Genomic DNA, 25096 nt, shown 5'->3' with positions numbered 1-25096 from the left:
GCTTTGTTGCACAAATCCTGTGAGGATGGGACTTCCCCTTTCCCCGGACGGATTTAGCCTACGGCTTCTGTGACGGGAATGCCAAGAGCGGTATAGCGGTTGAGGACTGCGACACGGATTTGGATCTCTGCGACCTGCCGATCAAAGTCTCTCGCCATGAGACTTTGCCCCATCAGCTTCACACAGTGCATCTTGGTCTCGACACGGCTTCTTCGGTGGTATCCGCTCCATTGTCGCCAAATGGCGCGGCCCAAGTATCGTGAGGCGTTAACCGCTTCGTTCCGGGCGATGGCTCCGGCGCTGCTGGGTTTCCACGGCTTGGCGTTCTTACGCGGCGGAATGACAGCGTGGGCATTCCGGGCGGCAATCGCGTCATGGCATTTGCGCGTATCATAGGCCCCGTCGCCGGTTACTGATCCGATGTCCTGGTCGTTGGGGATCTGGTTCAGCAACTCAGGCAACATGGGCGCGTCACCGATGTTGCTGCTGGTAACCTCGACCGCTCGAACCTCCAACGTTTCCTCGTCGATCCCTATGTGTATCTTGCGCCAAATGCGTCGTTTGGGACCGCCATGCTTGCGTGCGTTCCATTCGCCTTCACCTTCAGCTTTGATGCCTGTGCTATCAACCAGAAGGTTCAGCGGGCCGGTACTGCCACGATACGACAGGTCCACGTTCAGCGTCCTCTGGCGGCGGCACAGCGTGCTGAAATCGGGAACTGCCCAGTCCAGCCCGACCAACTGCAACAAGCTTTCCACAAAGCCTGTCGTCTGTCGGAGCGGAAGGCCAAACAGCACCTTGATCGTCAGGCAGGTTTGGATCGCAGCATCACTAAAGCTGTGTCGCCGACCGCGCTTGCCGCTCGGTGGCGGAACCCAGACCATATCAGGGTCAAACCAAATCGACAGCGACCCGCGCCGTCTCAACGCCTCATTGTAAGATGACCAATTCCTGGTCTTGTATTTCGTGGGGGCCCAACTGCTCATGACGCACAGCTATCACGCTGGATTCACACAGTGAATCCCTCAACCGATTTGTGCAACAAAGCCCATTGAATGCGCCGTCCATTGAACGTGTTGCTGCACTTTTGAGTTTTTATTAGATGGATGAATGCAACCTGACTTAGGCTGGCCTCCCAGCTCGCGCGCGCCGCAAAAGAAGGGACAGCCTGTCAAAACTTGCACGCTGCCCCTCTGGTTCTCTACGTGCGCAGAATTCCTCGATTTCCGGCCAGATATGCACGGCTTGATCGAGAAGCGGATCGCTTCCCGAAGAGTATAGCCCTGCCTTGATCATAACCTCAGATTGTTCATATGCGCCGATCAACTGTCTCAACTGTGCAATCAACCTGTTCTCTTCTTCACTCGCCGCATCAGGAAGGCATCTTGAAACGGACTTGCCCACATCGATGGCGGGATATCTCCCTCTTTCCGCAATATCCCGGCTCAGCACAAAATGACCATCCAAGACGCCCCGCATAATGTCGGCTATTGGCTCCTCCATGTCCGATCCGGCGACCAGAACGCTAAAGACAGCAGTGATGTCACCCTGCTCTTGGGCGCCCGGGCCGGCGCGCTCAGACAAGGCTGTAATCAGGGTCGACACCGAGGGAGGGAATCCACGCAAGGCGGGTTTTTCACCTGCGATCAGACTGATTTCGCGGTGTGCCTCAGCGAAGCGGGTGATTGAATCTGCCAAGAACAATACCGAGCAGCCCTGATCCCGGAAATACTCGGCTACCGTCATGGCTGACCACGCACAACGCCGTCGGGTCAGTGCTGACTTGTCTGACGTTGCTGCAACAACGACGCTTCTTGCCATTCCCTCAGGACCAAGAGTGCGAGACACGAAATCTGATACCTCTCGTCCGCGTTCGCCGATCAATGCAATGACAACAACATCGGCGGCCATAGTTTGTGTCAGCTCGGCCAGCAGACTGGACTTACCGACACCGGACCCGGCAAACAGACCGACACGCTGACCGCAGGCGATTGGCAAAACCGTATCCAGAACCGCGAGCCCGGTGGGAATTCGTTCACCCATAGGACGGCGTTTCCCTGCGTCCGGGGCGCTGGCCAATAGATCGCGCGGGTCATCTCCTGCCATAAGTGGTTTACCGTCCATCGGCTGTCCGAATGGATCAATCACACGGCCGATCCAGTGATCTCCCGGTGAGAAGGTTGCTGCCGATCTCAGGGTGACCGGGGTTCCGGTAGATACACCATAGGGTTCGGTTTCGGGGATCATGTGAACGATCTCGCCTTCGATCCCAAGTACCTCGCCGGTTAACGACAGTCCGGATGTGCGTTGCAGAACGAGAGAGTCTGCAAGTTTCGCATCTCGGGCGAGGCCGGCGATCTGAACAAGCCCATTGCCGAACCCAATGACACGCCCCATTGGTCTGGCAAGTCGCATGTTTTTGATTTCAGATTTCAAGGATTCAACGAAATTCATATCTGACGTTCCCCAATCGTTCTCAAGAACCATTTTTAAACGAATCGGAGTTAAGCCTTGATTTATGCCGATCGAGGGAGAACCCCGGTGCTGAATGATTTGAAAGTCTTTAAGACAGCGTACGCAATGGCGACCCATGCCGGGAAGCGTCAGGCCGTGATTTCTCAGAACATCGCGAACGCCGATACTCCCGGTTATAGGGCTCGCGATATTGCAGCCTTTTCATCTGTAGTTTCGTACGATGATGTTCGTACCGATATGAGAGCTAGCCGACCCGGACACGTAAGCGGTTTTCGCTCCGATCGATCCGCCTGGCGCGAGTTCGTGACGGGTGATCAGATCAATCCCAACAACAATTCCGTTTCGGTCGAAAATGAAATGCTCAAGGCAGTGGAAACACGTCGCCAGCATGATCGGGCACTTGCGATATACAAGTCCTCCCTGAACATTTTGCGAACCAGCCTCGGGCGGTTCTGAGTGGGATTGATACCATGAGCGAGTTTTCGAAATCCCTTACCGTTTCAGCCAGTGGTCTCAGGGCACAAGCCACCCGATTGCGCCACGTATCCGAAAACATCTCAAATGCGGATACACCGGGGTATCGGCGCAAGTTGATACCATTCGACAGCGTCCGGCCCTTCGGAGAGGACCTTCAATTGGTACAGGCCGGAAAGGTGCGCTTAGACCGGAAAGAACCGCAAAAAGTTTTTGATCCTCAACACCCACTGGCTGATAGCTCCGGTCACTACGAAGGATCAAATGTCAGTCTTCTGATCGAGATCGCCGACGCTCGCGAGGCGCAACGCAGCTACGAAGCAAACCTCAAGATGTTCGATCAGGTCCGGCAGATGTCGTCCTCCCTGATGGATCTCTTGCGTAAGTAATCCGACAACAAGGAGATCCAGAATGGATGTACACAGCACAGCAGCAGTTCAGGCATACAAGGCGTCCCGACCGGCAACCGAGGCGGACCCGAATGAAAGTACTTCGCAAGGGTTGAAAGCCACTTTCAGGGACTTTGCCCACACGATGGAGATGGGCGAACAGACCGCTTTGGCTGCAATGTCCGGGAAAGCGGATCCGCATAGCCTTGTGCAGGCACTGGCGCAAACTGAACTCGCAGTGGAAACGGCCGTAACCGTTCGCAACAAGGTCGTGGAAGCCTACCAGGAAATTCTGCGGATGCCTGTCTGATATGCTGACAGACGGCCTATTTTTCGACACGCTACGCCAAGGTCTGGGGACGGCCACCTTAATATCACTGCCGATTCTAACGGTCGCATTGGTCACAGGGCTGGTCATTGGTTTGTTTCAGGCACTGACATCCATACAAGAGATGACCCTGACCTTTGTTCCCAAACTGGCAGCCATCGTTGTTGTGTTTTGGATGACCATGAATTTCATGACGCACACTTTGGTGGCCTTCTTTGATGGCCAGATTCTCCCACTGATTGCCGGAGGTTCCTGATGGAAGCAAGCACCTATACCACCCTCTCACGGCAGTCTGCATTGTTGAAAGAAATCCGTGTGGTAGCCAACAACGTAGCAAATGCTTCGACCACAGGATATCGGGCCGAAGGGCTGGTCTTTTCCGAATTCGTCAAGTCCGCTCCAGATCACTCGTCGCTTTCGATGACCCGGGCGGATGTTCGAAATACGTCGTCTGCGCAAGGGCAGTTGACCCAAACAAACGGAGTCTTCGATCTCGCCATCGAAGGGGACGGGTACTTCATGGTCGACACCGATCGGGGACCTCGGTTGACGCGGGCAGGAAGCTTTTCGCCCAACTCAGACGGGGATCTTGTGAACATGGACGGTCATCCCGTTCTTGATGCAGGAGGCGCTCGCATTTTTGTCCCACCTGATGTCGCCAATATCTTCATCGCGCCTGACGGTACCTTGAGTGCGGATGGGCGGTCCATTTCGCAGATTGGCCTGTTCCTACCAACGGAACCAGCCCGTGTGGTGCGCGAAGGCGGCGTTCTGTTCCAAGCCGAGGGTGAGGTTGAAACCATCGATACCGGCACAGTGCTACAGGGGTTTCTTGAGGGGTCGAATGTCAATCCCATGGCACAGATGGTGCGCCTTGTCGAAGTTCAGCGAGCTTATGAGATGGGTCAGAGCTTTCTGAAGTCCGAAGATGAACGCATCCGGAACGCTGTAAAAACGCTGGTTCGCTAACGAAGGAGAAACAAATGCGCGCCCTTAAGATTGCCGCCACCGGAATGAGCGCCCAGCAGATGCGGGTAGAGACCATTTCAAACAATCTCGCCAACATGAACACAACTGGCTACAACGCCCGGCGGGCCGAGTTTGCCGACCTTCACTACCAACAGATATCCCGCGCGGGATCGGTCAATGCGTCGGATGGAACAGTATTGCCGACCGGGGTGCAGATTGGGCTTGGAGTTCGTCCTTCCGCAGTCACCGTCCACCTCGCCCAAGGATCATTGTCGGCAACCGGGAACGATCTTGACCTCGCCGTGGAGGGGCGTGGCTACCTTGAAATCAACCTGCCATCTGGCCAAACCGCATATACTCGGGATGGTGGCTTAAAGCGCTCCGCTGAAGGGATGATCATTACCTCCGATGGATTTCCAGTTTCTCCGGAAATCGTTATCCCCGACGATGCCAACAGTGTTTCCATCAACGCAGAGGGCGAAGTTTACGCTTACTTTCGAGACTCCACGGAAGGGCAGTTACTGGGGCAATTTCATCTGGCCAGTTTTGCCAATGCCAAAGGGTTGGAGGCCTTGGGCGGCAACTTGTTTGGTGAAACCGAAGCTTCAGGCCCCCCAACACTTGCCACCCCTGGAGAAGAAGGGTTGGGCATCGTGCGTCAGGGATACCTGGAAGACAGTTCAGTCGATGCCGTACGCGAAGTGACGGAACTAATCGAAGCTCAACGCGGCTATGAAATGAATGCCAAAGTAATTTCAGCCGTCGACCAGATGATGGGCGCAACTACACAGGTGCGTTGATGAGGTGGATTTTCAAATGCAGCTGTTTGCTGTTCGCGACTACGGCCATGGCCGACATAGTGGTGCCGACCCGGACGATCCGTGCCAAGGAGGTCATCGGGGCGGGCGATGTGACAACCAAAGATGAAAAGGTTCCCGGAGCAATTTCGGACTTGGATACCGTTATTGGACAGGAGGCAAGAGCATCGCTTTATCCAGGGCGCCCAATCCGGCGGGGGGATTTTGGTGCGCCGGCTGTTGTTGATCGAAATGACATCGTCCCCCTGATTTTCCTGAATAGCGGGTTGCGTATCGTTACCGAAGGACGCGCGCTCGGACGGGGAGCAGAAGGAGAGACCGTGCGTGTGATGAACCTTTCCTCCCGAACCACCGTTGTCGGGCGCATCCGTCTTGATGGCTCAGTAGAGGTAGAATGATGAAGCATTCGAATTTGACCCAATTGGCACTTTTTTTGTTCGGGCTGGGGATCGCCGGGTGCGGGCGTGTAGATCATTTGGGTAAAGCCCCATCTTTCACCGACAATACGGAGTCAGCGGAACACGTCGCGATGCTCTGGCCTGGCCTTCCACAACATACCCAGCCTCACAGAGTGGTGGACCAATCCTCGCTCTGGAGCGGCGGGCAGTCATCTTTGCTTGGTGACCAAAGGGCGATGAAGAAGGGCGACATTCTTACTGTTGTCATCGAAATTGATGAAAAGGCCGAGATCTCGAACGATACAAGCCGTCAAAGATCCGGATCGGAGAGTATGGGAGTACCCAACCTGTTTGGCTTGCCCCAAAGGGTCGATCAAAAGCTGCCGGCAGGGGCAAGCCTGGCCGATGCAGTCGAGATAGACTCGGACAGTGAGAGCAAAGGAAAGGGTTCTGTCAAACGAAAGGAGAAACTGACCCTGAGAGTTGCGGCGACCGTGGTTGACGTGCTGCCCAATGGGGTCTTGTCTATCAACGGTTCTCAAGAACTAAGGGTCAATTTCGAGCTGCGCGAACTTCTTGTTTCGGGCTTCGTTCGTCCCGAGGATATCTCTCGCCAGAATGAAATTACCTATGACAAAATTGCTTCAGCCCGGGTTTCCTATGGTGGACGGGGTCAAATCACTGATGTTCAGCAACCGCGCTACGGTCAGCAGGTTCTGGACATGGTTTTGCCGTTCTGAGAGTTGCCATGCTTAGCAAGATCCTTCCGATTGCTTTTTTGATTACCGGAACAGCAGGCGGTTTGGCCGTCGGCCTGTTCGTTCTGCCTTCCCCGAAGGAGACCGGTTTGTCGGTTTCGCGGGGTATCGACGAGAAAACTCTATCCGAAGAACGAAATGGCAAAGACTCTTTGCCTTCGAAAAAGTCGGGAAAAAGCAACACAGACAGAGAGTATGTGAAACTCGAAAGGCCTTTCGTTATTCCTTTGATTGACGAGAACGAAGTTACCGCCTTTGTCACGGTTTCTCTTGGTCTCGAAACGAAGCCCGGAGATTCAGATAAGGTGTATGGCCGAGAACCCAAGTTGAGAGACTCTTTTCTCAGGGTGCTCTTTGACCACGCCAATTCTGGGGGATTTCGTGGGGTATTCACTCAATCCATCGCGCTGGACCCGCTGAAGCACGCATTGACGGAAGTGGCGCGCAACGAGTTGGATTCGGAAACTGCGCAAGTTTTGATTGTAGACATAAACAGGCAGGAGAGTTGAACTCCTCCTGCTACCGCAGAAGGCATTTCCGGAGAAATCAACCGTCAGTGACCAGGTTCTGGAGGGCGGCCTTGGCGATGCGCTGTTTCTGTTTGCTGGAATGCGCTTTCAACGTCATCTGAATGGCTTGGTCACGACCAAAAGCCGCTCGGAGTGAGGTCATCGCAATCAAGGTGTGCGCATGGGCTTGGGCCATTTCCACGTTGAGCTGCCTGCGCGTCTTCCCTTCCCAGGCGCGCCAGACCATATCCGCGCCAACCGCTCGCATCCGAATGTCACCCAGCTGCGGCGCCGCGTTCTTCTCGAGTTGATCGAGATGAGAAAGGTGGCCGCGGATCTTGGCTGCCTTTGCTAATACTGGTTTCGTGGTGTTCTTTTCTTGAAGATACAGAGCATGAGTCACTTGAGCCAGTTGCTTTAACTTGCCATTATTCACGTCACTTTTCCCTTTGCTTTGAGACGCATCTGATCGGCAAATCGTATGGCGGCTGCGACTGCCTGATAATGCTCTTCTGAAATCTCGCTTCCCAGATCGGTTGTGGCATGAATTGAGCGCGCTGTGGGTGGATCGCTATGGATCGGAATTCCGGCCGCTTGAGCCGTTTCGCGTATCGTCGCTGCGATCTCATCTACTCCCTTCGCCACACATTTGGGCGCGGAGCCGGGTAACCGGTCCCAGTACAACGCCACGGCAAAGTGCGTCGGATTCACAATGACGACGTCTGCATTGGGCACTTCACCCATCATTTGCTTCATCGCGATTTCCTGACCTTTCTGCCGCCTGTGCTGCTTCATGTGTGGATCGCCTTCGGCGTCTTTTGTTTCGTCGGTGATCTCTTTGCGCGACATCCTGTTTTTTCGGATATGTTCGTGGTGCTGCCACACGGCATCCACAACGCCCAAACCGAGGGACACGAGAAGGACCAGCGACAGAAACTGGATGAACAGCTGGCCTAGGAGAACGACGACCAGTCCACTTTGAGTGTCCGTAGCTATCAGGATTTCTGGCAACTTCGCGCGCAAAAAGAGTCCGAGACAGACCGAGTAGAGGATGAGCTTGAAGAAACTTTTGCTGAACTCGAACAGGCCCGATCGGCCAAACTTGTTTTTGGCATTGGAAACGGGCGAAATTCTTGAAACCTTTGGCTTCACCCGGCTTGGGACAACTACGAAGGCACGTTGCGCGAGGATTGATAGAATAACAAGTACGGCAGGAAGGCCGAACCAGGGAGCGGAACCCTGTAGTATCGTTATGGCAATGCCGCCGGCTAGAGCTTGTGGTTGTCCCTCAAACGCAAGTGAGGAGAGTGCATCCGCCTGATCAAGGATTGTTGCCAGCGCCGTTCCGAGTTGCCTGATGGATTCCGCACCAAATACAGCGGCCGCCAACAGAAGCCCGGCATAGGCCGCCGCGACAGAAAGATCGGCAGATCGCGCAATCTCACCCTTCTTTCGCGCCTTGAGGAGTTTTTGTGGTGTCGGATCAAACGACTTGTCAGTGTCGTCACTGCCGCTCATCAATCTGTTCCTGAGGGATCTAGTAGAAAGAGTTCGAGCGCATCGATCCAAACTCCCAGAATAATCGGCGCTCCGACGAGGAGTAACGCCAGACCCCCGAAAGTGATAACGGGAGCCCCGACAAAGGCAACCATCAGCTGAGGCATGGCTCGGTTGATTGCGCCTAGTGTCAAGTTATAGACAAGCGATGCGATCACGAACGGTGCGGCGACTGTGAAGGACAGCGAGAACATCCTTGAGATCCGCATTACGCCCCATTGCGCAAGGGCGGCCGGGTCTGGAATTCGTCCCGGTTTGAACAAGTCATAGGAATAGATCATAAGTTCCGCTGCTCTGATATGTAACCCGGCGACAACTGCGAGCGCCAGGCCGGATACCACGAGTATGTAACCCATGGCCGGTGTCGGCTCTGCCGCTGCACCGCCTAGAATTTGGGACAGCGAGGTGGCTTGCGCGGCAATGGAACCAGCAGTGTGCAGGGCAAGAACAAATAGCCGAAGCCCCATGCCTAATGCTGCCCCGATCAGCGTTTCTACAGCAATCGAGCTTGCAAATGCCGGAAAGCTCTCGGGGTGTTCTGGTGTGCGCACCGCCGGTGCGACAATGGCGGTGAAAGCAATGGCGGTGACAAGCTTTACTCTGACAGGAACTGTCCGTTCCCCAAAGGCGGGCAAGAGCGAAACCATCGCCGCCACGCGAAAAAAGACCATTCCACCATGCCATAAGCCAGTGGAAAGAAGATCCAGGAGATCGGCCTGTGTTGTGATCACGCTGCCACCATTCCGACCAGTGAGGGGCGCGCGTCTAGCCCGATTTCCTCGAAGGATAGAACCGGGTTGGATAACCCCCGCGACTGCAGGATCGTGCGTAAAAAACGGCGGCGTAAAGAGGACGTGACGACCGCAGGATGAAGTCCGAGATCGGCAGTTTCTCTCAGGCGTTCTGTCACTCCATCGGCCAGCCTGTTAAAAAGGTCGGGGGGAAGCGCAATGTCGGGCCCGGCGCTGGAGGTTTCAATCTGATGGGCGGCAAACATATCCTCCCATTCGGGCGCGAGCTGCACGAGTGGGATGGTGCCGTCTTCCCTCTTTAATTCCGAAACAAGCTGAAATCCAAGTCGCTGTCGGACATGTTCGCAGATGAGGGCCGGTTGTGTTGAAAGGAGCCTGGCCTCACCGATCGCTTCAAGGATCAGCGGTAGGTTGCGGATGGAAACTCGTTCGTCCAGCAACAATCTGAGAACGGCATGAAGTGTATCGGTCGGTACTCGGTCGGGAATAAGTTCGTCGAGTAGTTTCCGGTTCGCCTCGGATCGGGCCGGGTCGCTCAGCTGGGTAAGTTCTGTCAGCAGCTTGCGCAGGGATTTCAATGTCAGCAACCGCGCGAAATTCTGCTTCACAGTCTCTAGCAGGTGGGTTGCCAGTATTTCTGGCGGCGTCACGATCGTTGCCCCAATCAGCGCGGCCGTTTCCTGATCTCGCGGAGATATCCATCGTGCGGGTGCCCCATAGACCGGTTCGGTGACATCCGTTCCGTCAGGCAGTGTTACCTGATCGTCCTGCATCAACGCCAGCACAAGATCCGGGTGGAGCGTACCTCGAGTGTGTTCAACGCCCTGAACCTTGATCACATAGCATCCGCGTTCAAGTGCAGGTTCATCGGTCAGGCGGATCTCTGGGAGGATGACCCCATAAACCGAAGCGACATGTGTTCGCATGTTGTTGATCCGTGCATCCAGTCCGGTGCCAGGATCGAGGACCATGTTTACCAGATCCGGTGCGAACTGAATGTGAAGATCGTCGAGATCAAGAATATCCCCGAGTGGTTGTGACACTGGAAGCGCTGGATCGTCGCCAATTTCCGAAACGTCAGTTGTTGGGGCTTTTTTCCGCCGGCTAAGAAAATATGCTGCTGTGCCCAGAACGCCGCCCCCAAACATGAAGGGCAGGAAGGGCAAGCCCGGTACCAGTGCAAAGAGCACCATTAGAACGGCAACTGTTCCCAAGGCAGCAGGGTGTTTCCCAAGTTGATCGAATAGGGCATTGTCGGTCGATCCAGCGGCCCCGCCGCGCGCCAGAAGCAGTGCCGAAGCGATCGATATGATGACTGCAGGAAATTGAGAAACGAGTCCGTCGCCCACGGTTAAGATTGCATAGGTTTCGAAAGCTGATGCGGCAGGCATACCCTGAACGAAGATCCCCATAACCAACCCCATCACCAGATTCAGCAATGTGATGAGCAATCCGGCAACGGCGTCGCCTTTTACGAATTTTGATGCTCCGTCGAGGGATCCGAAGAATGTGGTTTCCAGCTGCTCCGTTTCTCTTCTTTCTTTGGCCTGATCATGGTCGATGGCGCCGGCCGACATGTCGCTGTCGATGGCAAGTTGTTTGCCCGGCATTCCATCGAGAGCGAAACGTGCTCCCACTTCGGCCATACGCGCGGCGCCTTTGGTGATCACCATGAAATTCACGATGAGCAACACGCCAAAAACCACGAGACCGAGGAACACTGATCCACCCATAATGAACTGGGCAAATCCCTCAATTACGTTACCCGCGGCATCTGTTCCGGAATGGCCTTGTCCAATTATGAGCTTGGTGGAGGAGACGTTCAGCGACAGCCGGAGCATCAACGAGGCAAGCAGGATGGTTGGAAAGGACGAGAAATCCAGTGGCCGTTCGATAAAGAGCGTGATCGTAAAGATTAGGATCGCCAGCGCAAAGGATGTAGCCAGCCCGACGTCAAGAACCCAGGCCGGCATGGGCAGAATCATCATGACAATGATCGCCATAAGCGCCAGAGCCAAAAGAACAGTTGGGCTGAACAGGCTCTCTGCTGACAATTTCGGCACGGTTCGGTTCCCTCAATTCAAAGCGATGAGCGAATTGCCGGGTGAGCTGTCCATCGGGACAAGGGAACCCAACGACGCGCTCGATCCTGTATTGGAGAACAGAGGTGCACGCGCGACCAGCAAGGGCTGGGGCGAGTGTCTGGGACTGTCAGACTCCTGCGCTGGTAGCGCGGGAAGGTCATTCAATCGACTGCGGATCCTATCAAATCTAGCAACGTATCGGTCGGCGTATTTCTTGGTCCGTGAATGGTAGGCGCCCGCCGCAGACGACCAATCACCGAGCTCTCTATGAAGATCACTCAGGAACCTTGCCGCATAGTCGGCGTTCTGTGCGGGATCGAACATTTCCTCGATCGAGCGGAAGGCTGAGCCGTGCCATTTGTAGTTGATCTGGAAGCAACCCACATCAAAGCTCCGTGCGCCGCGCTTGTAGTGGCGAAACACATAGGAACGCGCCTCATCCTCTGTTCCGAACCAGCGCCCGGTTCCCTCCATGTTGACTGTCCAGGGCCAGGGTTGAAGGCGACCGTCTTTGTTGCGCCCGGTTTCGGTGCGGGTGATTGCCCGCAGCACGTCCAGCGGTACCCCATACCGGGCAGCCGCATCCTGAGCCGCGCGATCGCAGACGTCCGAAGTCGAAGCATGTCCTTGAATTGCGGAGCCCAATCCGGCGCAGATTGCCAGCGTCAGTATTGCCCTTCGGCAGATAATCCCAATTCGCGGCATTCTGCCAGCACCCCAGAGTCGTCACGGTTCTCGACGAAACTACGGGCGGTCCATTTACAAAACGTTATGCGGGACCCTATTCTGCGGCCCTTTGTGTTTCGGGCGCGGGGCTGAGTACAAGAGTACCATCATCAAGCGTTGCGCTGGGCAGGATCTTGCGCTCTTTGTAATAGTCGACTTCAAAGGTCCAAGGTGCTCTGTCACCCTGCTTTGGAAGGAGATGGGCGCTGCGCTTAATGTATCCCGGATTGAACTCGTCCTCGGAGAATAGTGGCAGGCCGGGCATATCGTCATCTGTGGTTCGAAATGTAGGTGTCACCTGAATCGAAGAGTGGGAACGCACATGCCTCAAAATTCGAATCACATAGTCGGAAACCAGATCCACGCGCATGGTCCAGCTGGTTCTCAGATAGCCAAAAACGTAGAAAAAGTTGGGTACTCCGGAGAGCATAACCCCCCTATGCACTGTGGCTTTCGAAAAATCCACGGGCGCGCCGTCAATGTCAAAATGTATGCCGCCCATGACGCTGAGGTCGAACCCCGTGGCCGTGACGATGATATCGGCCTCCAGAACGTCACCTTGGCCGGTGACAACACCGGATTCCACAAATCGGTCGGTACAGTCGGTGACGATCGAGACATTGCCACCCCGGATAGAGGCAAACAGGTCGCCTTCGGGAAGAAAGGCCAGTCTTTGCTGCCAGGGCCGGTAGCTCGGTCCGAAATGCGTTTCCACGTCAAACCCTTCAGGAAGTCGGGCGCGTGCTTCGTCGAGGATACGCTTCCGGACTTTTTCGGGTGTATGGCGGGACTTGTCCTGAATCATGCGGGCGATCGTTAGATTGAACTTTCGCACCAGTTGGTGAACCCACATGTCTGGCAGTTTCAGGCCGCGCAGGATGTCTGCGAACAGGTTTCGGTTCGGAGCCGACCAGAAATAGGTTGGGGACCGCTGCAGCATGGTGACATGAGCGGCGGTCTCGGCAAGCTTTGGGATCAGTGTCGCGGCTGTGGCACCGGAACCGATGACGAGAACTCGTTTGTCGGCCACGTCCAGATCATTTGGCCAATTCTGGGGATGAACGATCCGGCCGCGAAAGGCTTCGAGTCCCTTGAATGTCGGAGTGTAGCCTTTGTCCTGCTTGTAATAGCCCGGACAATTCCACAGAAACCGCGTGGTGATTGTTTTGGGCTCTCTACCTGCATCGGTTTGCACCAGCAGGCGCCAAACCTGTAATTCATTTGACCATGATGCATTGACCAACCGGTGGTGGAATCGGATCTTTGACCGCAACCCGTCTTCGTCGACGACCTCGTTGAGGTATTCCAAAATAAGGTGAGCTTCTGCAATGGGCTTGTCGGTCCAAGGTTTGAAGCGGAAGCCGAACGTGTAGAGATCGCTGTCAGACCGGATACCAGGATAGGTGTGGATCCTCCAGGTGCCGCCTATCCCTTCGCTGGCCTCGAGAATGGCAAATCGCATGTCGGGCAATTGTTCCTGCAGGTGATGCGCTGCACCAATGCCGGACAATCCAGCGCCTACGATAACCATATCCAGATCAGGCTGCTTCATTTCAGTCCCTCCAGTGACGAGCATCTGTCGCCCCGGCGACGACTGTCAAACACTTCCACCAGAGTGGCGGTGTGAGAGACGACGGCAGGCCGGGTTACTGGGCAAGAGTTGAGTTTGTCTGCCAAACCTCATATCTCAGCACAAATCATTTCAATGGCTTTCCCAGAAAAGGACGATCACTTGGCCAATCACCTATACAAACACGACCTGCCCGATGGGCTGGATCTGGGGCCGGTGGTGGCCATTGATTGCGAGACCATGGGTCTGAATCCGCATCGCGACCGTTTGTGTGTCATTCAGATGTCCGGCGGTGACGGAAACGCACATATTGTGCAGGTTGCAAAAGACCAAACCGACGCGCCCAACCTGTGCGCCATGTTGGAGAATCCGGACGTTTTGAAACTGTTCCATTTCGGTCGTTTCGACATCGCTGCAATGTATCACACCTTTGGCACTCTGGCGGCGCCGGTATACTGCACAAAAATCGCAAGCCGACTGGTGCGAACCTATACTGATCGGCATGGACTGAAGAATCTGACGCAAGAACTGATCGGGGTCGATATCTCGAAACAGCAGCAAATGAGCGACTGGGGTGCTGAAACCCTTACCGAGGCGCAGTTGGAATACGCCGCCTCGGACGTCCTCCATCTGCACAGGCTGCGCGAGGCACTGAATGTTCGGCTTGCGCGAGAAGGCCGGACTGAAATGGCCCAAGCCTGCTTCGACTTCCTTCCGATGCGTGCAAAGCTGGATCTGGCCGGTTGGCCCGAGACTGACATTTTCGCGCATTCTTGACCGCTGAGGCCGATCTGGTTTCGGCCCGGTAACCGGAGACGCAGTTGGACTTCTACTCTCGCATGGTCGCTTTGCTCAAGGTGTTGCTGCCACTGGCGGCTTTGGCCTTGCTGTCGACGCTGTTTCTCCTGTCACGCGGAGTGGACCCGAACGCGACCATTCCGTTTGCGGAACAGGATATCGCAGAGCGGATGCGGGATCAGCAGGTGACTGCCCCGTTCTTTTCCGGAACCACACCCAAGGGCGAGGAAATCGTGGTCACAGCCACGATTGCACGACCGGGAGGGTACGGCGCCCCGGCCGAAGCGGAAGATCTCGATGCGCAGATTCGATTGGAAAACGGAGAGCGTATCAACCTCACCTCGGATACCGGTCAGGTGGCCGTAGACAGGGATCTGGCCACATTCGAAGGGAATGTCAGGATCATCACGTCTACGGGATACACCGTCGATACCGATCTGTTGGAAACGGCTCTGAGCGGAATTCGCGGGTTCTCGCCCGGGCCGGTTGAGGCAACCGGCCCTCTGGGAGATTTCACGGCAGGTCAGATGCAAATCGAGGCAAAAAAGGAAGGCGGGCCAATCCATATGCTTTTCAAAAACGACGTGAAGCTGATATACGTCCCGCAAGCCTCAGAAAGATAAACTGTGATCCCATTTCGTGCCCTCATTTTGAGCTTTTGTTTTGTTCTGGTGACAGAACAGGTGTCCGCTCAGGGGGCTCAGCTGGCGTTCGGGGCGATCAAGGCTGATCCAAAGCTGCCGGTCGAGGTGACATCGGATACGCTGGATGTAAATCAGGCAGATGGTTCGGCGGAGTTTCTCGGCAACGTTTTGGTAGCACAAGGTGAAATGCGCCTTTCTGCCAAGCGTGTTCTGGTGGTTTACAACGAACAGAAATCCGGAATCGAACGGATGGAGGCAACCGGCGATGTTGTCTTGGTCAATGGTCCGGATGCAGCCGAGGCTGACCGGGCCGATTACTCTATAGACACCGGAGTTATCGTGATGACCGGCAACGTCCTTTTGACGCAAGGTGCAAATGCTCTGACTTCCAATAAGATGACCGTGAACCTGACCACAGGTACGGCGCAGATGGTTGGGCGAGTAAAGACGATTCTCCAGGCGGACGAGGATTGATGCCGAAACCCGAACTCACTTTGACCGAAGGGTCGTCTGGTCTTCGGATCGAAAAGCTTCGCAAATCCTACCGGAAGAAGGTGGTGATTCGTGAAGTTACGATGGAGCTCGACCGGTCCGAGGTTGTGGCTCTTCTTGGCCCAAACGGTTCTGGCAAGACAACCACGTTCTACGCCGTAGCGGGGCTGGTGTTTCCAGAGGCGGGAAAAGTCACGATTGACGGGCAAAACGTCACGACGCTGCCGATGTATCGACGCGCTCGATTGGGTATTGGTTACCTGCCGCAGGAGATGTCGATTTTCCGCGGATTGAGTGTCGAGGACAACATTTCTGCGGTTCTCGACGTTGCCGTCCCGCACGCGCACAAGCGCAAGGAACGGCTTGAGGAATTGCTTTCGGATTTTTCTATCGAACATCTGCGGCGTGCGCCGGCTCTGGCATTGTCGGGTGGCGAACGGCGGCGCGTTGAAATTGCGCGCTGCCTCGCAGCAGATCCAAAGTATCTGTTACTGGATGAACCCTTTGCCGGCGTGGACCCCATCAGTGTTGGCGATATCCGGCACCTGGTTGCGGATCTCAAGAAACGTGGAATCGGCGTTCTGATAACCGACCACAATGTCAGAGAAACCCTTGAGATTGTGGATCGTGCCTACATCCTGCATGATGGTCAGGTCTTGATGTCCGGTACGCCGGAAGAGGTTGTCGAAAACGAGAATGTGCGCCGCGTCTATCTGGGTGAGAATTTCCGGATATCCTGACCTGCGGCGATTGAGCGCCGAAACTTTCGCCGGTTTTGGCAAGATTTTCTCGCCGCCGGAATTGACTCTCCGTTCATCTCGGTTCTCAATTGGCTCATGGCAAATGTGCGCTTCGATGCAGTTTTCGGTCAGGCCTTCTGTGAAGGGCCCGAACGAAATCAACCAGCCGCACTGCCAGTCCCAGCCACCCGCCAATAACCAAGATGCCGGATTTGCCGGCTGAAAAACCGGGTGCGAATTGTGAAGGAGAACACATGCGTTACCAAATCAGCGGAAAACAGATTGATATCGGTGAAGCTCTGCAGACCCATGTTCAAACGGAACTTGGAGAAGTTGTCGGCAAGTATGCCCAGCGTCCAACCGATGCAAATATCGTCTTTTCCCGTTCGGCGCATGAATATGTTTGCGAGGCCACAGTCCATCTGTCTACAGGACTGACCGCACAAGCAAAGGCGCATGCCACTGAAATATATGCAGCTTTCGAAGCATGTTGCGACAAGATGGAGACCCAGTTGCGCCGCTACAAACGGCGTCTGAAGGATCATCACAAAGACCGGAGCGAGCCAGTTGAACTCTTCGGAGCGTCGTCGTATATCCTCGCCTCGGAAGAGCAGCACGAAGATTCTGAACCGGAATCCTTGCAGCCGATGATCGTCGCAGAGATGGAAACCAAGATTCCGTCACTGTCGGTGGGTGAGGCCGTGATGCAGATGGAGCTGGCAGGGGCGCCGGTTCTGGTCTTCCGAAACGAAGGCAAAGACGGGTTGAATGTCGTGTATCGCCGAGATGACGGCAATATCGGCTGGATCGATCCGTAAGATATTAGGCAAGAGACATCTGTGCCCCTCCGGTTCTGCCGGGGGTGCATGAGCGGAGCAAACACCCATGGAGCTTTCCAGCATCCTCAAGCCTGAGGCGGTCAAGGTATTCTCGGCCGCTTCGAGCAAGAAACGCCTGTTTCAGGAGGTGGCTGACGTCGCTTTCGGGGCGTATGGGCTTGATGCCCAGTCCACCGTCGAGGCGCTTCTGGAGCGTGAGAGCCTTGGGCCGACCGGAGTTGGCCACGGTGTTGCATTGCCTCATGCAAGGATCGCGGATCTTGATTCGGTCGTTGGTGTGTTTGTTCTTTTGGAGAAGCCGATCGACTACGGAGCAGTAGACCGTCAGCCGGTGGACCTTGCCTTTACGCTTTTTGCGCCCGAGGAGGCAGGCGTGGAACACCTCAAGGCACTGGCGTTAGTTTCCCGCACCCTTCGGGAGCCGACGCTCTGCGCAAAGCTGCGTGCCAATCACGATGCCACGACACTGCACACGATTTTGACAGAAACGCATCCGGTGCAAGCAGCCTGAATTCGACTGTCAGAATAAAAAAGGGGCAGCCCAAGCTGCCCTTTGTACTGACCGGATCCAGTATTCCTGTTCAGGATCCCATATCCAGCGTCCACCAGATCTTGCCGCTTGATTCCTGATACCAGGCAAACCCCATGCTGGTTGCTTTCGGATCAAGAATGACGCTGCGAGATCCTGGATCATCCATCCAGGCAGCTAGGGTTTCCACTTCGGATTCGTAGGTTTCCGAAATCGCCTCGCCCAGCAAAGCTCCTGCAAATCCTGCGCGTTGTGCCCGGTCCAGGGGTGATGATCCGTCAGACCCAAAGTGCCAGGGGCGGTTCTGAACCGACATGTCGCGGGCATGTGTCGCTGCTGCGGCATTGAGCTGAGCATTGAGCTGAACAGGCTGCGCGCCTGACGCCGACCGGAGCGAGTTTACCGAATCAAGCATGCGAAATTGAATTTTCGACGTGTCGCTTTTGCGGATCTTGTAGGGCGTCGGCAGCGGTTTCCCGTCCGACCCCAAGGTTGTTGTCTGTGGCGTACAGGCGCTCAGCGCCACGAAAGCTGCAATCAACAAAGAAAAAATGCGCGTCATGTTCAGCCCTGATATGGTTTCCGACCTTGCAAATAGCGCGGCAAATCGTTGGGCGCAAATGGTAGTCGTCCGGGAATCGGAGCGATCTCGCCGGTTTGATTTGCGACTGCGGCTTTCGGGCCATATATTCCGGATGATTCACTGAAACCCTGAGACCAGAGCTGATCCGATGAGCAAATCGCCGTTTCAAACTCCAAATCGTCGTGGCTTCCTGATTGGCGGGGCCGCTCTGCTGAGCTCCCCGGCGTTGGCGCAATCGACTGATTCGACCGAAGAACAGGCCTACGACCCGCTACGACCCCCGCCGGAGCCGGAACCACCGGTCCGCCGGAACATTTCAAGCTTCAAGGCGCAAAGCTGGCAACCCTATTTCAGCAACACCAGAAACGGGGCGATTCTCGTGGATACTCAATCCCGGGTGCTGCACTACTGGAGTGAGGACCAATCGGTCTACAGACTGTTCCCTTCGTCAGTGCCGTTGACCGAGGATATGACACGCCGTGGCCGCACCAGCGTTATCCGCAAGGTTGAAGGTCCAAGTTGGTCGCCTACACCCTCGATGAAAAAGCGCAACCCAGAGTGGCCAGATCACATCCCTCCGGGTCCTGACAACCCGCTGGGATCCCACGCGCTCTACCTGAGTTGGAAGTACTATCGCATTCACGGAACTCACGATACGCGCAAGATCGGGCGTAAATCATCCAATGGATGCATCGGCCTTTACAACGAACATATTTCCGAACTGTTTTCGATGACGAAAATCGGCACTCAAGTGTTGCTAATTTGACGACATCTGCACCCGGAACTGTCAATTCAGGCAAACAAGCATTTGCAATCTATACGCAATGCTGCTTAGAAAAAGGCACGAGGTAAGTCTTGGGTGCATGGTTCATTTGGTGAACCGTGCGTATTCTGGAGGTTAATATGAAGAAACTCGTTCTCGCCGCTGCTCTGACCGCCGCTGCATCGACCGCTTCGGCGGGCAACCTGGCTGAGCCGGTTGTTGAAGCACCGGTAATTGTCGAAGAAACTCAGGGTTCGTCGAGCGGCATCTGGCTGCCGCTGATCCTGCTGGTTCTGGTCGGCGCAGCTGTCGCAGCTTCCTAAGCTTCGACTGGCACGACAAAAGAGAGGCGGTGGTTTTCCACCGCCTTTTCTTGTTTTAGGCACCTCAGTTCTTCGTTGCTCATCAACTGCAAGTAGCAGTCAGAGTGGACTGAGCCACCCTTTCAGGTTTTCTTCCACTACCGTCGACAAGGCCTGAATATGGGCCGCGTCGTCGTTGAGGCACGGGATGTAGGCGAACTCTTCTCCACCCGCTTCCTCAAAGCTCTCCCGAATCTCTTCGTTGATCTCTTCGAGTGTCTCGATGCAATCGGCTGAAAAGGCTGGCGCGATCACCGCGACGTTCTTTTTCCCTTCCTTCGCCAGCTCTGCGACGTGATCCACCGTGTAGGGTTTCAACCATTCTTCCGGGCCGAACCGCGATTGGAATGTTGAAGTGATCTCGCTTTCGTTCCAACCCAAACGTTCGCGCAGCAGGCGAGTCGTCTTGATACATTGGCAGTGGTACGGGTCGCCCTGCTGAAGGTAGCGTTCAGGCATGCCATGGTAAGAACAAACCAGAATGTCGGGACGGGTCCGGAACCCGCCATAGGCCCGCTCGACCGACTGAGCCAGCGCTTCGATATATGTCGGATGGTCGAAATAAGCCGGGACGGTGCGGCTTGCAGGTTGCCAGGTTTCTTCCATCAATGCGCGGAAGAACTGATCATTTGCCGTGGCCGATGTCGCGCCCGCATAGTGCGGATAGAGAGGAAAAAAGAGAATTCGATCGCAGCCGGCCTCTACCATTTGCCGTACTTTGGATTTGGTCGAAGGGTTGCCATAACGCATACAAAAATCGACCAGAACCTGGTCTCCGAATTTTTCCTTCAGAGCTTCGGTCATCTTGGCGGTCTGGTCTTTTGTGATCGTCATTAAAGGGCTTTCGCCCTTGTCGTGATTCCAGATGGACTTGTAAGCCGCGCCCGAACTGAATGGGCGTTTGGTGAGGATGATCAACTGCAGTAGCGGCTGCCACTTCCATGCCGGATAGTCGATTACCCGCTGGTCCGACAGAAATTCGTTCAGATAGCGCCGCATTGGCCAATAGCTGTAGTCATCCGGGGTGCCCAGATTGGCCAGAAGTACTCCGACCTTGCCCATCCGAATTCTTGGGTGATCTGCCGGCGCATTAGCGGGGCGTTGGGCTTGGGTGGTGGCGTCTAGCATGTCTGGCGTCCTGAAATGTGCTGGCTTGGCTGTGAAATGAACCGTTGGTGGGTCAGGGTCAATATTTGCGGCTAATCCCGCAACTTGGTTTCCTCGGTGTGAAGCGCGTCCGCCAACCGGGTCTTGGCAGAGCCCGGTCTTAGCGGTTGGGGCTGGGACTCGTCCGGTGCCCACCCTGTAAGGCACAAGAGTTCGAATGTAGCGGGCAAGCGATCGCCCTTGGCGAAATTCTGGCGGTACAGATCCTCTGCCCTTTCGAACACGGCACGGCGGGACGGGCGGCGCAGGCGGTCAGTCAACGCATTGTTTTCAGCCATCGCCCGCAAGTCATGCATCAAGTGGCGCAGGTCACGGTATTCCGCAGTCAGTTCGATGCTGTCCGCAACAGGCAAAGCCAGACCGGCGCGCTGTAACAGGCCGCCCATATCCCGGATTTCCGCCATCGGGGCGATTCGCGGAGAAAGGCCGCCGGTCTCTTCGATCTCGGCCTGACCAAGTACCGCGCGCAGCTGTCCAAGGGTTTGCCCACCGAGGCTAACCGCCAAAAGAAGCCCGTCGGGCCGCAGAGCGCGGCGGCATTGGATCAGTTGTCCGACCGGATCGTTTGCCCAATGCAGGGCCATTGCGTGAATGACGAGGTCGTGCGAGTCGGGAACCAGATCAAGAACGTCGTCGTCCACCACGCATCTAGCTTCGGGAAAGGCATTCCGCCACATATCAGCGAAGGGCGTCACCACGACCGGCGCGGTAAACTGTCTGTTAACCAACGACAGACGATCCTGCACCTCGGCAAGAGCGGCGCGATGCAAAAACAAGGCTTCGGGTTTCACACGCGCGCGGTGGGCCGTCAGGGCAGCTCTTTCGAACAGCTCGGGAGCAGATTGTTGTGGTGCAGGCATTTTCATGAGGCGCACATAGCTGATGTGGAGCGGAATTCAAACTGCGGTGGAGCTTATCTATCCTCCGCGCTGCCTCGGATGCGGTGATCTTGTCATATCCGATTTTGGTTTGTGTGGGGAATGCTGGCGAGAAGCGCCATTCATATCGGGAACCGTCTGCGAAAGCTGCGGAACGCCCCTGCCGGGCCAGCCGGATTCATTTCGTCTTGAATGCGATGAGTGCATGAAGTCCCCTCGGCCTTGGGCTGATGGGCGTTCGGCGCTGCTTTATTCCGGACAGGCAAGAAAGATGGTCCTTGCGCTCAAGCATGGTGACAGGATGGAACTGGCCCGCCCGGCTGCCCGCTGGATGGCGGCAGCGGGGAAGTCATTGCTGTCCGACAATATGCTAACTGCACCGGTTCCGCTTCACTGGTCCAGATTGCTGAAACGGCGTTACAATCAATCCGCCCTGCTGGCGCGTGCATTCGCCCGCGAGACGGGGCTGGTCTGCTGCCCGGATCTCCTCGTTCGCACGCGGCGCACGCCGATCTTGGACGGGTTAACTGCTGCAGAACGCACCGAAACGTTGCGTTCGGTTATCGAGGCTCATCCGAAACGTCGACACCGAATGGAAGGGCGCGATATCCTGTTGGTCGACGACGTGATGACCTCGGGTGCTACTTTAACGGCTTGCACCGAAACCTGCCTTGCCGGTGGAGCAAAACAAGTTTTCGTGCTGACACTGGCGCGCGTTGTCAAGAATGACTAGTTGCCCCTAGATTGTCGCGACTCCAAGGAGATCGGTATGAAACCAATTGAAATCTACACTTCGCCGCTTTGTGGGTTCTGCCACGCGGCGAAACGCCTGCTGACACAAAAAGGTGTTGGCTTCACCGAAATTGACGTGCTGCGCGATCCCGACCGCAAGCCTGAGATGATCCAACGTGCTGATGGGCGCCGGACGGTTCCACAGATTTTCATCGGTGAAACGCATGTCGGTGGTTGCGATGATCTCTTTGAGCTGGAGCGCTCGGGTAAACTCGATCCGCTGTTGGCGGCCTGATGCGAACGGCGTTGCTGCAACTCTCGTCGTCGGATGATCCGGCGGCGAATCTTGTGGTTGTGAAAGAGATGATCGCCAAGGCAGCCGGGCAGGGTGCTCAGTTCGTGCTGACCCCGGAAGTGACCAACTGTGTGTCGACCAGCACAACCCGGCAACGCGAGGTGTTGCAGCACGAAGAGGAAGACGCGACGCTTTATGGTTTGCGGCGGCAGGCCGCAGAACTGGGAATCTGGTTGCTGATCGGCTCTTTGGCCCTGAAAACGCACGATCCCGACGGACGCTTTGCCAATCGCTCGTTCATGATAGACCCAAATGGAAAAATCATCGCGCGCTACGACAAGATCCACATGTTCGATGTGCAGGTGACAGAAACCGAGACCTTCAGGGAATCCGCTAATTATCGGCCCGGGACAAAGGCGGTGATTGCTGACACTGACTTTGGAACAGTCGGTATGACGGTGTGTTACGATCTGCGTTTCGGGTATCTCTACAGTGCGTTGGCACAGGCCGGCGCAAGGATCCTGACGGTTCCAGCGGCGTTTTCACCGGTGACGGGGGCCGCGCATTGGGAATCCCTTTTGCGTGCCCGGGCCATCGAGACTGGCTGTTTTGTGCTGGCGCCCGGACAGACCGGAACGCACTCAAAAACCCGGGGGAAAACCCGCCACACCTATGGCCATAGCCTAGCCGTTTCACCTTGGGGAGAGGTGCTGATCGACGCAGGGACCGAACCCGGCATTCACATTTTGGAACTGGATGATAGTTCTGTGACCGAGGCCCGCCGCAAAATCCCTACCCTGACTCACGTCCGCCCTTTCGACGACCCCTGAGCTTGACCCGAACCCGGACCCGATATGACTGACGATACCAATGCCCTGGCGGTTTCACTGTTCAGTGAAATCCTGACCGCAGATCAATTGCTGCGCAACCGGCTGAGCCGTGTGCTGCCCAAGGGCATGGAAATCTCGCATTTTTCGGTGCTGAACCAATTGGTGTTCGTGGGCGGCGAGCGAAGCCCGGCGCAGTTGGCGTCAACGTTTCATGTCACACGGGGCGCTATGACCAATACGCTGGCCAAACTTGAGTTGGCAGGTTACATCCACGTCCGACCCGATTGGGATGATGCCCGCCGCAAGATGGTGGCGATCAGCCCGGCTGGCAAACAGGCGCGCGATCAGGCGATTTCGAATATTGCACCACTGATCAATCAAATCGTGGGTGAACTGGGAACTGAACGTGTCCGTTCGGTGCTGCCGGTCCTGCGGGATCTGAGGTTGCGTCTTGAAACCGGCAACTGAACCGGGTTCAACGGGTCAAAACGTAATTCAGAACAGGAAAAGCACATGATTGAACGCATGGATACCGGGGCCAGATCCTCGAAAATCGTCAAGCACAACGGTGTAGCCTATATCACCGGCCAGGTCGGCGAGGGTGACACAATTCAGGAGGCGGTCACAGCCTGTCTCGGGCGGCTCGAAGAACTGCTGATCAAGGCCGGTTCATCGCGCGAGAAGATGCTGCGCGCCACGATCTGGTTGACCGACATGCGCGATTTTCAGGGCTTGAACGAGGTCTGGAATGCATGGGTCCCCGAAGGGCATGCTCCGGCGCGTGCCTGTGGCGAAGCCCGATTGGCCCGGCCTGAACTGAAGGTCGAGATCATCGTCGACGCCGCCTACGACTGACGGCGCGCCTTATGTTCAACCCGGTTTCACGCTGGCAGTGACATAGTTCACGCTAAGATCGCGGGGCGATATGCGCCAGCTCCAGCTGACCGGGTTGAATACGAACCCCTTGCGGTCCACCGGGTTCAGGCCGGCCTTGGACAGCAGGTCATAGAGTTCGTCCGGTGTGATGAACTTGGACCACTCGTGGGTGCCGCGGGGCAGCCAGCGCATCACGACCTCGGCGCCGACGATCGCAACGGCAAAGGATTTCGGGTTGCGGTTGATTGTCGAACAGATTTGCAAGCCGCCCGGTTTGAGAAGCTGTCGGCAAGCCGTCAGATACGACAGCGGATCGGCCACGTGTTCCACAACTTCCATGTTGAGCACTGCGTCGAACTGCTCTCCGGCTTCGGCCAGCGCCTCGGCTGTAGTGTGGCGGTAGTCGATATCCAAACCGGATTGTTCGGCATGGATTCGCGCCACCGGCAGGTTGCCTTCGGCGGCGTCTGCACCAACGACTGCGGCGCCTAGCCGCGCCATGGGTTCGGAAAGCAGACCGCCGCCGCAGCCAATGTCGAGAATGCGCAACCCCTCAAATGGCAACGAATCGCGCAGATCTCGGTCGAATTCGCCAGCAATCTGCTGCGTAATGTAGTCCAGCCGGCAGGGATTGAGCATATGCAGCGGCTTGAACTTGCCGTTCGGATCCCACCATTCGGCTGCCATCGCCTCGAATTTCGCAATTTCCGAGGGGTCGACGGTGGATTGAGGCGCTTGCATTCCTGTCTCCGTGTGCTCTT

34 protein-coding genes are annotated in these 25096 nt (G+C 55.9%); 22 read left to right on the top strand and 12 right to left on the bottom strand.

Going from position 1 to position 25096, the window contains the following annotated elements:
* Nucleotides 1-53: 53 nt before the first annotated feature.
* Complete coding sequence (locus ACP15U_RS20725) at nt 54-986, bottom strand: IS5 family transposase (protein WP_425043710.1); 933 nt, start codon at nt 984-986, stop codon at nt 54-56.
* 136 nt (nt 987-1122) lie between these two features.
* A complete protein-coding gene (locus ACP15U_RS20720) occupies nt 1123-2454 on the bottom strand; it encodes a FliI/YscN family ATPase (RefSeq protein ID WP_425046909.1) in 1332 nt (443 codons plus the stop codon).
* 87 nt (nt 2455-2541) lie between these two features.
* Between ACP15U_RS20720 and ACP15U_RS20715 the strand changes: the two genes are divergently transcribed.
* Genes ACP15U_RS20715 through ACP15U_RS20675 form a run of 9 tightly spaced genes read left to right on the top strand, consistent with a single transcriptional unit; the run spans nt 2542 to nt 7118 of the window.
* Complete coding sequence (locus ACP15U_RS20715; RefSeq protein WP_425046913.1) at nt 2542-2931, top strand: FlgB family protein; 390 nt, start codon at nt 2542-2544, stop codon at nt 2929-2931.
* 14 nt (nt 2932-2945) lie between these two features.
* Nucleotides 2946-3338 (top strand): flagellar basal body rod protein FlgC, encoded by a 393-nt coding sequence (flgC, locus tag ACP15U_RS20710; RefSeq protein ID WP_425046908.1) that lies wholly within the window; start codon nt 2946-2948, stop codon nt 3336-3338.
* Between the two features lie 22 nt (nt 3339-3360).
* Entirely contained in the window at nt 3361-3648 is a 288-nt protein-coding gene (gene fliE / locus ACP15U_RS20705; RefSeq protein ID WP_425046907.1) for a flagellar hook-basal body complex protein FliE, read from the top strand.
* Between the two features lies 1 nt (nt 3649).
* The gene (locus ACP15U_RS20700) at nt 3650-3922 is read left to right on the top strand and encodes a flagellar biosynthetic protein FliQ (RefSeq protein WP_425046906.1); all 273 of its coding nucleotides are present in this window, start codon (nt 3650-3652) and stop codon (nt 3920-3922) included.
* Complete coding sequence (locus tag ACP15U_RS20695; protein WP_425046905.1) at nt 3922-4635, top strand: flagellar hook-basal body complex protein; 714 nt, start codon at nt 3922-3924, stop codon at nt 4633-4635. The genes ACP15U_RS20700 and ACP15U_RS20695 overlap by 1 nt, the downstream gene beginning before the upstream one ends.
* Nucleotides 4636-4649: 14 nt before the next feature.
* Nucleotides 4650-5435, top strand: coding sequence for a flagellar basal-body rod protein FlgG (flgG, locus tag ACP15U_RS20690; RefSeq protein WP_425046904.1), 786 nt, complete (start codon nt 4650-4652; stop codon nt 5433-5435).
* On the top strand, nt 5435-5851 hold the full coding sequence (flgA, locus tag ACP15U_RS20685; RefSeq protein ID WP_425046903.1) for a flagellar basal body P-ring formation chaperone FlgA: 417 nt from the start codon (nt 5435-5437) through the stop codon (nt 5849-5851). Before flgG ends, flgA begins: the two co-directional genes overlap by 1 nt.
* Nucleotides 5851-6591: a flagellar basal body L-ring protein FlgH gene (gene flgH, locus ACP15U_RS20680; RefSeq protein WP_425046902.1), complete on the top strand. Its 741-nt coding sequence runs from the start codon at nt 5851-5853 to the stop codon at nt 6589-6591. Before flgA ends, flgH begins: the two co-directional genes overlap by 1 nt.
* A gap of 8 nt (nt 6592-6599) precedes the next feature.
* Nucleotides 6600-7118, top strand: coding sequence for a flagellar basal body-associated FliL family protein (locus tag ACP15U_RS20675; RefSeq protein WP_425046901.1), 519 nt, complete (start codon nt 6600-6602; stop codon nt 7116-7118).
* A gap of 37 nt (nt 7119-7155) precedes the next feature.
* Here ACP15U_RS20675 and ACP15U_RS20670 read toward each other — a convergent pair whose 3' ends face one another.
* The 6 genes from ACP15U_RS20670 to ACP15U_RS20645 all read right to left on the bottom strand — a co-directional run bounded on the left by ACP15U_RS20670 (nt 7156) and on the right by ACP15U_RS20645 (nt 13789).
* The gene (locus ACP15U_RS20670) at nt 7156-7554 is read right to left on the bottom strand and encodes a hypothetical protein (protein ID WP_425046900.1); all 399 of its coding nucleotides are present in this window, start codon (nt 7552-7554) and stop codon (nt 7156-7158) included.
* A complete protein-coding gene (locus tag ACP15U_RS20665) occupies nt 7551-8636 on the bottom strand; it encodes an EscU/YscU/HrcU family type III secretion system export apparatus switch protein (protein ID WP_425046899.1) in 1086 nt (361 codons plus the stop codon). The genes ACP15U_RS20670 and ACP15U_RS20665 overlap by 4 nt, the downstream gene beginning before the upstream one ends.
* Nucleotides 8636-9406, bottom strand: coding sequence for a flagellar biosynthetic protein FliR (locus ACP15U_RS20660; RefSeq protein ID WP_425046898.1), 771 nt, complete (start codon nt 9404-9406; stop codon nt 8636-8638). The genes ACP15U_RS20665 and ACP15U_RS20660 overlap by 1 nt, the downstream gene beginning before the upstream one ends.
* Nucleotides 9403-11430 (bottom strand): flagellar biosynthesis protein FlhA, encoded by a 2028-nt coding sequence (gene flhA / locus ACP15U_RS20655; protein WP_425046912.1) that lies wholly within the window; start codon nt 11428-11430, stop codon nt 9403-9405. The genes ACP15U_RS20660 and flhA overlap by 4 nt, the downstream gene beginning before the upstream one ends.
* A 72-nt stretch (nt 11431-11502) precedes the next feature.
* Nucleotides 11503-12216 (bottom strand): lytic transglycosylase domain-containing protein, encoded by a 714-nt coding sequence (locus ACP15U_RS20650; RefSeq protein ID WP_425046897.1) that lies wholly within the window; start codon nt 12214-12216, stop codon nt 11503-11505.
* A gap of 76 nt (nt 12217-12292) precedes the next feature.
* On the bottom strand, nt 12293-13789 hold the full coding sequence (locus ACP15U_RS20645) for a flavin-containing monooxygenase (protein WP_425046896.1): 1497 nt from the start codon (nt 13787-13789) through the stop codon (nt 12293-12295).
* A gap of 180 nt (nt 13790-13969) precedes the next feature.
* Between ACP15U_RS20645 and ACP15U_RS20640 the strand changes: the two genes are divergently transcribed.
* The 6 genes from ACP15U_RS20640 (at nt 13970) to ACP15U_RS20615 (ending at nt 17831) form a co-directional block, all read left to right on the top strand.
* A complete protein-coding gene (locus tag ACP15U_RS20640) occupies nt 13970-14584 on the top strand; it encodes a ribonuclease D (RefSeq protein WP_425046895.1) in 615 nt (204 codons plus the stop codon).
* Between the two features lie 44 nt (nt 14585-14628).
* Nucleotides 14629-15228, top strand: coding sequence for a hypothetical protein (locus ACP15U_RS20635; protein WP_425046894.1), 600 nt, complete (start codon nt 14629-14631; stop codon nt 15226-15228).
* Nucleotides 15229-15231: 3 nt separating this feature from the next.
* The gene (locus ACP15U_RS20630) at nt 15232-15723 is read left to right on the top strand and encodes an LptA/OstA family protein (protein ID WP_425046893.1); all 492 of its coding nucleotides are present in this window, start codon (nt 15232-15234) and stop codon (nt 15721-15723) included.
* The gene (gene lptB / locus ACP15U_RS20625; protein ID WP_425046892.1) at nt 15723-16481 is read left to right on the top strand and encodes an LPS export ABC transporter ATP-binding protein; all 759 of its coding nucleotides are present in this window, start codon (nt 15723-15725) and stop codon (nt 16479-16481) included. The genes ACP15U_RS20630 and lptB overlap by 1 nt, the downstream gene beginning before the upstream one ends.
* A 254-nt stretch (nt 16482-16735) precedes the next feature.
* Nucleotides 16736-17299, top strand: coding sequence for a ribosome hibernation-promoting factor, HPF/YfiA family (gene hpf / locus ACP15U_RS20620; RefSeq protein ID WP_425046891.1), 564 nt, complete (start codon nt 16736-16738; stop codon nt 17297-17299).
* Between the two features lie 67 nt (nt 17300-17366).
* Nucleotides 17367-17831, top strand: coding sequence for a PTS sugar transporter subunit IIA (locus ACP15U_RS20615; protein WP_425046890.1), 465 nt, complete (start codon nt 17367-17369; stop codon nt 17829-17831).
* Between the two features lie 70 nt (nt 17832-17901).
* Here the strand turns inward: ACP15U_RS20615 and ACP15U_RS20610 are convergent, their stop codons facing one another.
* Nucleotides 17902-18411 carry a CAP domain-containing protein gene (locus tag ACP15U_RS20610; RefSeq protein WP_425046889.1) on the bottom strand — a complete coding sequence of 170 codons (510 nt, stop codon included), beginning with the start codon at nt 18409-18411 and terminating at the stop codon, nt 17902-17904.
* A 169-nt stretch (nt 18412-18580) separates the two neighbouring features.
* On the opposite strand from ACP15U_RS20610, the gene ACP15U_RS20605 reads away from it, so the two are divergent.
* Nucleotides 18581-19198: a L,D-transpeptidase gene (locus tag ACP15U_RS20605; protein WP_425046888.1), complete on the top strand. Its 618-nt coding sequence runs from the start codon at nt 18581-18583 to the stop codon at nt 19196-19198.
* A 137-nt stretch (nt 19199-19335) separates the two neighbouring features.
* Nucleotides 19336-19518 carry a hypothetical protein gene (locus ACP15U_RS20600; protein WP_425046887.1) on the top strand — a complete coding sequence of 61 codons (183 nt, stop codon included), beginning with the start codon at nt 19336-19338 and terminating at the stop codon, nt 19516-19518.
* A 99-nt stretch (nt 19519-19617) separates the two neighbouring features.
* On the opposite strand, the gene hemH is transcribed toward ACP15U_RS20600, so the two are convergent.
* A complete protein-coding gene (hemH, locus tag ACP15U_RS20595) occupies nt 19618-20685 on the bottom strand; it encodes a ferrochelatase (RefSeq protein ID WP_425046886.1) in 1068 nt (355 codons plus the stop codon).
* Nucleotides 20686-20756: 71 nt separating this feature from the next.
* The gene (locus ACP15U_RS20590) at nt 20757-21584 is read right to left on the bottom strand and encodes a methyltransferase domain-containing protein (protein ID WP_425046911.1); all 828 of its coding nucleotides are present in this window, start codon (nt 21582-21584) and stop codon (nt 20757-20759) included.
* Between the two features lie 22 nt (nt 21585-21606).
* Between ACP15U_RS20590 and ACP15U_RS20585 the strand changes: the two genes are divergently transcribed.
* Genes ACP15U_RS20585 through ACP15U_RS20565 form a run of 5 tightly spaced genes read left to right on the top strand, consistent with a single transcriptional unit; the run spans nt 21607 to nt 24314 of the window.
* Nucleotides 21607-22335 (top strand): ComF family protein, encoded by a 729-nt coding sequence (locus tag ACP15U_RS20585; protein WP_425046885.1) that lies wholly within the window; start codon nt 21607-21609, stop codon nt 22333-22335.
* A 36-nt stretch (nt 22336-22371) separates the two neighbouring features.
* Nucleotides 22372-22629 (top strand): glutaredoxin 3, encoded by a 258-nt coding sequence (grxC, locus tag ACP15U_RS20580; RefSeq protein ID WP_425046884.1) that lies wholly within the window; start codon nt 22372-22374, stop codon nt 22627-22629.
* Entirely contained in the window at nt 22629-23459 is an 831-nt protein-coding gene (locus ACP15U_RS20575) for a carbon-nitrogen hydrolase family protein (protein WP_425046883.1), read from the top strand. Before grxC ends, ACP15U_RS20575 begins: the two co-directional genes overlap by 1 nt.
* A 24-nt stretch (nt 23460-23483) precedes the next feature.
* A complete protein-coding gene (locus ACP15U_RS20570) occupies nt 23484-23927 on the top strand; it encodes a MarR family winged helix-turn-helix transcriptional regulator (RefSeq protein ID WP_425046882.1) in 444 nt (147 codons plus the stop codon).
* Nucleotides 23928-23972: 45 nt separating this feature from the next.
* Nucleotides 23973-24314 carry a RidA family protein gene (locus ACP15U_RS20565; RefSeq protein WP_425046881.1) on the top strand — a complete coding sequence of 114 codons (342 nt, stop codon included), beginning with the start codon at nt 23973-23975 and terminating at the stop codon, nt 24312-24314.
* 15 nt (nt 24315-24329) lie between these two features.
* On the opposite strand, the gene ubiG is transcribed toward ACP15U_RS20565, so the two are convergent.
* Nucleotides 24330-25076 carry a bifunctional 2-polyprenyl-6-hydroxyphenol methylase/3-demethylubiquinol 3-O-methyltransferase UbiG gene (gene ubiG, locus ACP15U_RS20560; protein WP_425046880.1) on the bottom strand — a complete coding sequence of 249 codons (747 nt, stop codon included), beginning with the start codon at nt 25074-25076 and terminating at the stop codon, nt 24330-24332.
* Nucleotides 25077-25096 lie beyond the last annotated feature (20 nt).

The sequence above is a fragment of the Primorskyibacter sp. S87 genome, from assembly GCF_049801055.1.
Taxonomy (GTDB): Bacteria; Pseudomonadota; Alphaproteobacteria; order Rhodobacterales; family Rhodobacteraceae; genus JBNAGF01.
The sequence above is the reverse complement of the archived record's forward strand: the minus strand, read 5'-3'. Positions and strand labels throughout refer to the sequence as shown.

Bases quoted from the DNA above. Each gene is read 5' to 3' on its own strand.
- ACP15U_RS20725 (WP_425043710.1), bottom strand. From the start codon at position 986: ATGAGCAGTTGGGCCCCCACGAAATACAAGACCAGGAATTGGTCATCT.
- ACP15U_RS20720 (WP_425046909.1), bottom strand. From the start codon at position 2,454: ATGAATTTCGTTGAATCCTTGAAATCTGAAATCAAAAACATGCGACTT.
- flgC (WP_425046908.1), top strand. From the start codon at position 2,946: ATGAGCGAGTTTTCGAAATCCCTTACCGTTTCAGCCAGTGGTCTCAGG.
- fliE (WP_425046907.1), top strand. From the start codon at position 3,361: ATGGATGTACACAGCACAGCAGCAGTTCAGGCATACAAGGCGTCCCGA.
- ACP15U_RS20700 (WP_425046906.1), top strand. From the start codon at position 3,650: ATGCTGACAGACGGCCTATTTTTCGACACGCTACGCCAAGGTCTGGGG.
- ACP15U_RS20695 (WP_425046905.1), top strand. From the start codon at position 3,922: ATGGAAGCAAGCACCTATACCACCCTCTCACGGCAGTCTGCATTGTTG.
- flgG (WP_425046904.1), top strand. From the start codon at position 4,650: ATGCGCGCCCTTAAGATTGCCGCCACCGGAATGAGCGCCCAGCAGATG.
- flgA (WP_425046903.1), top strand. From the start codon at position 5,435: ATGAGGTGGATTTTCAAATGCAGCTGTTTGCTGTTCGCGACTACGGCC.
- flgH (WP_425046902.1), top strand. From the start codon at position 5,851: ATGAAGCATTCGAATTTGACCCAATTGGCACTTTTTTTGTTCGGGCTG.
- ACP15U_RS20675 (WP_425046901.1), top strand. From the start codon at position 6,600: ATGCTTAGCAAGATCCTTCCGATTGCTTTTTTGATTACCGGAACAGCA.
- ACP15U_RS20665 (WP_425046899.1), bottom strand. From the start codon at position 8,636: ATGAGCGGCAGTGACGACACTGACAAGTCGTTTGATCCGACACCACAA.
- flhA (WP_425046912.1), bottom strand. From the start codon at position 11,430: ATGGCGATCATTGTCATGATGATTCTGCCCATGCCGGCCTGGGTTCTT.
- ACP15U_RS20650 (WP_425046897.1), bottom strand. From the start codon at position 12,216: ATGCCGCGAATTGGGATTATCTGCCGAAGGGCAATACTGACGCTGGCA.
- ACP15U_RS20645 (WP_425046896.1), bottom strand. From the start codon at position 13,789: ATGAAGCAGCCTGATCTGGATATGGTTATCGTAGGCGCTGGATTGTCC.
- lptB (WP_425046892.1), top strand. From the start codon at position 15,723: ATGCCGAAACCCGAACTCACTTTGACCGAAGGGTCGTCTGGTCTTCGG.
- hpf (WP_425046891.1), top strand. From the start codon at position 16,736: ATGCGTTACCAAATCAGCGGAAAACAGATTGATATCGGTGAAGCTCTG.
- ACP15U_RS20615 (WP_425046890.1), top strand. From the start codon at position 17,367: ATGGAGCTTTCCAGCATCCTCAAGCCTGAGGCGGTCAAGGTATTCTCG.
- ACP15U_RS20610 (WP_425046889.1), bottom strand. From the start codon at position 18,411: ATGACGCGCATTTTTTCTTTGTTGATTGCAGCTTTCGTGGCGCTGAGC.
- ACP15U_RS20605 (WP_425046888.1), top strand. From the start codon at position 18,581: ATGAGCAAATCGCCGTTTCAAACTCCAAATCGTCGTGGCTTCCTGATT.
- ACP15U_RS20600 (WP_425046887.1), top strand. From the start codon at position 19,336: ATGAAGAAACTCGTTCTCGCCGCTGCTCTGACCGCCGCTGCATCGACC.
- hemH (WP_425046886.1), bottom strand. From the start codon at position 20,685: ATGCTAGACGCCACCACCCAAGCCCAACGCCCCGCTAATGCGCCGGCA.
- ACP15U_RS20590 (WP_425046911.1), bottom strand. From the start codon at position 21,584: ATGCCTGCACCACAACAATCTGCTCCCGAGCTGTTCGAAAGAGCTGCC.
- ACP15U_RS20585 (WP_425046885.1), top strand. From the start codon at position 21,607: ATGTGGAGCGGAATTCAAACTGCGGTGGAGCTTATCTATCCTCCGCGC.
- grxC (WP_425046884.1), top strand. From the start codon at position 22,372: ATGAAACCAATTGAAATCTACACTTCGCCGCTTTGTGGGTTCTGCCAC.
- ACP15U_RS20575 (WP_425046883.1), top strand. From the start codon at position 22,629: ATGCGAACGGCGTTGCTGCAACTCTCGTCGTCGGATGATCCGGCGGCG.
- ACP15U_RS20570 (WP_425046882.1), top strand. From the start codon at position 23,484: ATGACTGACGATACCAATGCCCTGGCGGTTTCACTGTTCAGTGAAATC.
- ACP15U_RS20565 (WP_425046881.1), top strand. From the start codon at position 23,973: ATGATTGAACGCATGGATACCGGGGCCAGATCCTCGAAAATCGTCAAG.
- ubiG (WP_425046880.1), bottom strand. From the start codon at position 25,076: ATGCAAGCGCCTCAATCCACCGTCGACCCCTCGGAAATTGCGAAATTC.